The organism is Streptomyces sp. SID9727 (genome assembly GCF_010550605.1).
In the GTDB taxonomy this organism is placed as follows: domain Bacteria; phylum Actinomycetota; class Actinomycetes; order Streptomycetales; family Streptomycetaceae; genus Streptomyces.
On sequence record NZ_JAAGNI010000347.1, the window covers coordinates 1 to 6,159 of the forward strand.

Sequence of the window (6,159 nt, forward strand, 5' to 3'; positions counted from 1 at the left end):
GCCTTCCGGACCGCCGGCGCCCCGGCCCCGCGCGCGGCCGCCGCCGAGGCCCGCGTCCGGTTCCCGACCGGAGACCGGCCGGTGCGCGGTGGACCTGCGCGCCCCGACGCGAACGCGCCTGTTCCACCGAACGTTGTCCACAGGGCCGGACGGCGGACGTATCCGGACGATACGCTGGGACCCCGACTCAGAAAGTGTGCCGGGCACGGCAGTTGGGAAACAGCCGCAGGAGCGGTTCCTCGGTGGCGAGTGGGGGCGACAGTGGCCAGCAACGGATTCGATTTCTCACCCGGAGCGCAGATTCCGCTCCAGGGATCGGGAGGCGCGGCGGTGGCGACCAACGCCCTCGCCTCCGCCGCGTACCGCGACAGCCCGGTGGAGGACATCCTCAAAGCCAACAGCGAGTGGCACAAGTCCGAGGTGAAGGCGGGCCGTTCCGGCTTCCTCAAGTCCGACTACTTCAAGCCCAACCTCGGCGAGGCGTTCGCCCGCGCCGTCCAGGAGCGCATGCTCGGCGGCGCCCGCAAGGACCTCATCCAGTCCTTCGGCACCGACCCGCAGACCGTGGTGGAGCACTGCCTCTCCGCGAACAGCCTGCGCAAGGCACGCGACACCCGGCTCACCGCCGTCACCGTGCTGTTCGGCTTCCTGTTCCTGCCGGGCATGCTGCTGTGGGTCATCGTCTTCCGCCTCCGCGACGGCTTCGCCAAGACCAAGGACAGGCTCCTCACCACCCTCGGCAACAGCCTGCTCCCCCTCGTCGGCATCGGCATCGTCTTCCTGATGATCCGGCTCCCCCTCACCGGGCTGCTCGGCCTCTACCTGCGCGCGATGTTCGTCGCCCCGGTCATCGGCTGGTACATCGCCAAACGGATCGCCGAAAGGTCCGCCCAGGACATGCGCGCCCGCTGGGAGGGCCTGCTCTCCGGCGGCGGCGTCACCGCCAAGATCCCCGAGTCCGTCCCGAAGAACCCCAGCGAGACCGCCCGCGAGGCCCTGCGCCAGGGCCTGGAGAAGCTCTCCGCCGAGCAGCACTCCAACTCCGTCTTCTACGCGGGTCCCAAGGGCATCCTCGGCATGGGCACCCGCTGGGGCAGCTGGCAGCTCGCCGAGGACCTCGTCGCCAAGGAGCCCGGCAAGGAGATCCACCAGTTCCGCAGCTGGGACGTCGTCCGCGTCATCCACGACCAGCTCAAACTGCTGGAACGGGGCCCGCTGAACACCGGCGGATTCCCCACCCCCTCCGTCAACCACTGGATCGTCACCCCCATCGGGGAGAACGCGGACAGCGTCGCCCGCCCTCAGGGCGAGGACGTCGCCACCTACCAGATCAAGCCGCACGAGATACAGCGGATCTGCAACCACCAGCAGTTCGGCGGCGGCAACCGCCACTACCTCGGCGTCCAGTTCACCCTCTGGGACGGCCAGCTCGTCATCACCATGATGATCACCGTCACCGTCCTCTACGAGACCCTGCGCATCGAGGTCACCGGACACGCCCTGGGTCCCGTCCACTCCCTCTTCACCAGCAAGCCCGCCGCGAAGACCCGGACCGTCAACAAGACCGTCCGGTTCTGGGAGACCCGCGACATCACCCTCGCCCTGGTCGACGCCCACGAGGTCACCCGTCTCGCCCTGCGCGCCCCGTTCACCTGGTACCCGCCGCTCCTGGACTACCTCGGCGGCAAGATCGCCCTGCCCGAGCCCTTCGGCCTCCGCCACGCCTGGGCCGAGAAGCCCTGGCGCCACCGCTTCATGGCCGACGACGCCATGCGCGCCGCCACCCCCGTCCTGCGCGTCGTCCACAACGCCGCGATCAAGGTCCTGGAGGAGCACGGCGTGGACACCGAGCGCTTCGCAGGCCGCTCCTCGGTCCTGAGCGGCCTGGTCCAGGCCCCCACCCCCGGCAAGGCCGACCTCTACGACGCGTAACCGCCCGGGTACGCGTAGGGGGCGCCCCGGAAGAGAATCCGGAGCGCCCCGTACGGCGAGCAGCAGGTTCAGGCGGCCGGCCAGGCGTCCGCCAGCATCTTCCGCGTGTCCGCCAGCAGCTGCGGCAGCACCCGGGTGTGCCCCACCACCGGCATGAAGTTGGCGTCGCCGCCCCACCGGGGCACCAGGTGCTGGTGCAGATGCGCGGCGATGCCCGCTCCCGCCACCGCACCCTGGTTCATCCCGATGTTGAAGCCGTGCGCACCCGAGGCCGCCCGCAGCGCGGTCATCGCCCGCTTCGTGAAATCGGCCAGCTCCGCCGTCTCGGGACCGTCCAGCTCCGTGTAGTCCGCGACATGCCGGTACGGCACCACCATCAGGTGCCCCCCGTTGTACGGGTACAGATTCAGCACGGCGTACACCTTCGCACCGCGCGCGACGACGAGCCCGTCCTCGTCCGACATCTCCGGAATCCCGCAGAACGGACAGCCGTCCCCCGCCTCCGGGCCGGTCGGCTTGTTCTCGCCCTGGATGTACGCCATCCGGTGGGGCGTCCACAGGCGCTGGAACGCGTCGGGCGTCCCCACTCCGATCTGCTGCTCCGGCTCACTCGTCATGCCGGCCAGCATATTGCTTCACCTGTGCGGAGCGTGTCGCCGGGGCCGAACCCCCGCACGCACCGCGATGCTGGGCCAATGAGCGCGCGCACCCCGGACCGGCCCCCTCCCGCTCTGACCCGCTGGGAGCAGCGCACCGAGGTTCCGCTTCTCGCCGCCTCGCTGGTCTTCCTGGCCGGCTACGCGTTCCGTGTGCTCGCGCCGTACGACGCCGGGCCCTGGCACGACCTCTCGCTCGCCCTCGTCGGCGCGACCTGGCTGCTCTTCGTCCTCGACTACGCGCTACGCCTGAGGCTCAGCGGCCTCGGCCTCCGCTTCGTCCGCGTCCGCTGGCTCGACACCCTCGTCCTGGTGCTGCCGCTGCTGCGCCCGCTGCGGATGGTGCAGGTCTACACGGCCGTCCAGGAGAAGCGGGACCGCCCGCGCCTCGGCCTGTACGCGCGGGTGATCTCGTACGCCGGAATGACCGCCGTGCTCCTGGGCTTCTCGGCGGCCCTCAGCGTGTACCACTGGGAGCACGGCGCCCCGGACGCCTCGATCCGCACCTTCGGGGACGCGGTCTGGTGGGCGTGCGCGACGCTGACGACGGTGGGGTACGGGGATGCCGTGCCGGTGACGGCGATGGGCCGGATCATCGCGGCGGGCCTGATGGCGTGCGGCCTGGCGCTGCTGGGGGCGGTGACGGGCGCGTTCTCGTCGTGGCTGATCCAGGTGTTCCGGCGGGAGGACGAGAAGGAGCCCCCGGCGAGCGGGTAGCTCGGCCGGGGGCTCATCCCCGCTTGCGCGGGGAGCGAGCGGTCCCGTAGGTCCGCTGAAGCATCGGGTTCGGATCACCCCCGCTCTCGCGGGGAGCACCTCACACCTGCACGCGACGCTCCACCACGTCAACGAGCTTGGCGATCGCTTCGTCACGGGCGATGCCGTTCTCCTGCGAACCGTCGCGGTACCGGAACGACACCGTGCCCGCGTTCATGTCGTCGTCGCCGACGATGATCATGAACGGCACCTTGGCGCGCTGGTGGTTCCTGATTTTCTTCTGCATCCGGTCCGACGACGCGTCCACGTCGACGCGCAGCCCCTTCTTCCGGGCCTCCGCAGCGAACTCCTGAAGGTACGGGATGTGCGTGTCGCCGATCGGGATGCCGACCGCCTGGACCGGGGCCAGCCACACCGGGAACGCACCCGCGTAGTGCTCCAGGAGCACCGCGAAGAAGCGCTCGATGGAGCCGAACAGGGCGCGGTGGATCATGACCGGGCGCTGCTTGGAGCCGTCCGGACCGGTGTACTCCAGGTCGAACCGCTCCGGCAGGTTGAAGTCGAGCTGAATGGTCGACATCTGCCAGGTCCGGCCGATGGCGTCCCGCGCCTGCACCGAGATCTTCGGGCCGTAGAACGCGGCCCCGCCCGGGTCCGGGACCAGGGGCAGACCCTGCTTCTCGGCGACCTGGCGCAGCGTCTCGGTGGCCTCTTCCCAGGTCTCGTCGCTGCCGACGAACTTCTCCGGGTCCTTGGTGGACAGCTCCAGGTAGAAGTCGGTGAGCCCGTAGTCGCGGAGCAGGTTCAGGACGAAGGTGAGCGTCCGGTCCAGCTCCTCGGCCATCTGCTCACGGGTGCAGTAGATGTGCGCGTCGTCCTGCGTGAAGCCGCGCGAGCGGGTCAGGCCGTGCACGACGCCCGACTTCTCGTACCGGTACACCGTGCCGAACTCGAACAACCTCAAAGGCAGTTCACGGTACGAGCGGCCGCGCGCGTCGAAGATCAGGTTGTGCATCGGGCAGTTCATCGGCTTGAGGTAGTAGTCCACCCCGTCGTCGAGCTGCATGGGCGGGTACATGCCGTCGGCGTACCAGTCCAGGTGGCCGGACTTCTCGAAGAGCTTGCCCTTGGTGGCGTGCGGCGAGTAGACGAACTCGTAGCCCTCCTCCTCGTGCCGGCGGCGCGAGTAGTCCTCCATGGCCCGGCGGATGACGCCGCCCTTGGGGTGGAAGACGGCGAGGCCGGGGCCGATCTCGTCGGGGAAGGAGAAGAGGTCCAAGTCGGCACCCAGGCGGCGGTGGTCGCGCTTGGCGGCCTCCTCCAGGAACTCCAGGTGCGCCTTCAGCTCGTCCTTGGTCGGCCAGGCGGTGCCGTAGATGCGCTGGAGCATCGGATTGCGCTCGCTGCCCCGCCAGTACGCGGCGGCGTTCCGCATCAGCTTGAAGGCCGGAATGAACCGGGTGGTCGGCAGGTGCGGGCCCCGGCAGAGGTCCTTCCAGCACAGCTCGCCGGTCTTCGGGTCGAGGTTGTCGTAGATGGTCAGCTCGCCGCCGCCCACCTCGACGTCCGCGCCGTCGTCCGAGGAGGCGGAGCCCTTGATGCCGATGAGCTCCAGCTTGTACGGCTCGTCGGCCAGCTCCTCGCGGGCGGCCTCGTCCGTCACGACCCGGCGGGAGAACTTCTGGCCCCGCTTCTGGATCTCCTGCATCCGCTTCTCGATGGCCTTGAGGTCCTCGGGCGTGAACGGCTTCTCGACGTCGAAGTCGTAGTAGAAGCCGTCCTTGACCGGCGGGCCGATGCCGAGCTTGGCCTCGGGGTGCAGCTCCTGCACGGCCTGGGCCATCACGTGCGCGGTGGAGTGGCGCAGGATGTCGAGGCCGTCCTCGGAGGAGATCTGGACGGGCTCGACGGTCTCGCCGTCCTTGAGCTCGTACGCGAGGTCCTTCAGCTCGCCGCCGACGCGGGCGGCGACGACGGTGCGCTCGCCGGGGAAGAGCTCGGCCGCCGTAGTGCCCGTCGTCACCACGCGCTCTTCCCGCTCGGAATCGCGTTGGATGGTCACACGGACGTCTGACACCGGTCTCTCCTGACTCAGGGGGCGCACCGCACTCCTCTGGCGCGTGCAGAAGGAATCGTACCGAGCCGAGGGCCCCCATTGCGAAAGGCCCTATTCCCCCGCGCACGCCTCCTCGAAGAAGTCCACGTTCTCCTGGAGCGACTTCATGAGCCGGTCCCGTTCCTCGTCGTCCACCTGGACGGGGACGACCTGCGAGGCCCCGGTCAGCCGCCGGAAGCCGCCCCGGCTCTCCAGCCGGCCCTCCACCCGGACCGGCAGCCCCACCAGATGAGCCTGACCCGCGATCCGGTACGCCTCCTCGTCCAGCTCGATCCGGACGTGCGGCACCTCGGCCCCGGCCAGCACCCGCAGGCGGACGATCCCCGCCCCGCGCGGCCCCGAGCGGCGCAGCCGGACGACGGCCCCGGTGATCCGTACGGTGACGGCGGGCTCGTCCCGGAGGTAGCGGGCCCCGGCCCGGCGCAGCGCGGGCAGGTCGCCCGGGGAGAACTCGACGGGCTCGGGGCTGGCGGGGCAGCCGGGGGGCGTTCCGGCGCCAGGCGCCCAGTCCAGGGCGATCGCGGCGCCCTCCGAGCCCCGGACGAGGGCGACGACCGCCTCGGTCAGTTCCCGGCTGACGCCCGCCGCGACGGCGTTGTCGAAGGCTTCCATGCCGCCGGTGGCCCGTTGGTAGTCCACCGCCTCGCGGGTGGCGTGCAGGGCGTGGTGGAGCCGGACGGCGACGGGGCGGCCCGGGTCCACGGGGACGAAGGCGGTCAGCGACCGGCCGCCGGGCCC

General features: G+C 70.5%; 4 protein-coding genes and 1 pseudogene. 2 read left to right on the forward strand and 3 right to left on the reverse strand.

Annotated elements, in window-relative coordinates; translation table 11 throughout:
- Positions 1-261: 261 nt before the first annotated feature.
- Entirely contained in the window at positions 262-1,932 is a 1,671-nt protein-coding gene (locus G3I41_RS23885) for a hypothetical protein (RefSeq protein WP_164402449.1), read from the forward strand.
- Between the two features lie 68 nt (positions 1,933-2,000).
- On the opposite strand, the gene G3I41_RS23890 is transcribed toward G3I41_RS23885, so the two are convergent.
- On the reverse strand, positions 2,001-2,561 hold the full coding sequence (locus G3I41_RS23890; RefSeq protein WP_164402450.1) for an HIT domain-containing protein: 561 nt from the start codon (positions 2,559-2,561) through the stop codon (positions 2,001-2,003).
- A 66-nt stretch (positions 2,562-2,627) separates the two neighbouring features.
- Here G3I41_RS23890 and G3I41_RS23895 point away from each other — a divergent pair, with 66 nt between their 5' ends.
- Positions 2,628-3,305: a potassium channel family protein gene (locus tag G3I41_RS23895; RefSeq protein WP_164402451.1), complete on the forward strand. Its 678-nt coding sequence runs from the start codon at positions 2,628-2,630 to the stop codon at positions 3,303-3,305.
- A 100-nt stretch (positions 3,306-3,405) separates the two neighbouring features.
- Here G3I41_RS23895 and thrS read toward each other — a convergent pair whose 3' ends face one another.
- Positions 3,406-5,382: a threonine--tRNA ligase gene (gene thrS, locus G3I41_RS23900; protein ID WP_164402452.1), complete on the reverse strand. Its 1,977-nt coding sequence runs from the start codon at positions 5,380-5,382 to the stop codon at positions 3,406-3,408.
- Positions 5,383-5,472: 90 nt separating this feature from the next.
- Positions 5,473-6,159 (reverse strand): annotated as a pseudogene (locus G3I41_RS23905) (hypothetical protein); the annotation flags it as partial.

Excerpts from the sequence above, each read along its gene's own strand:
- G3I41_RS23890 (WP_164402450.1), bottom strand. The coding sequence starts at position 2,561 with ATGCTGGCCGGCATGACGAGTGAGCCGGAGCAGCAGATCGGAGTGGGG.
- G3I41_RS23895 (WP_164402451.1), top strand. The coding sequence starts at position 2,628 with ATGAGCGCGCGCACCCCGGACCGGCCCCCTCCCGCTCTGACCCGCTGG.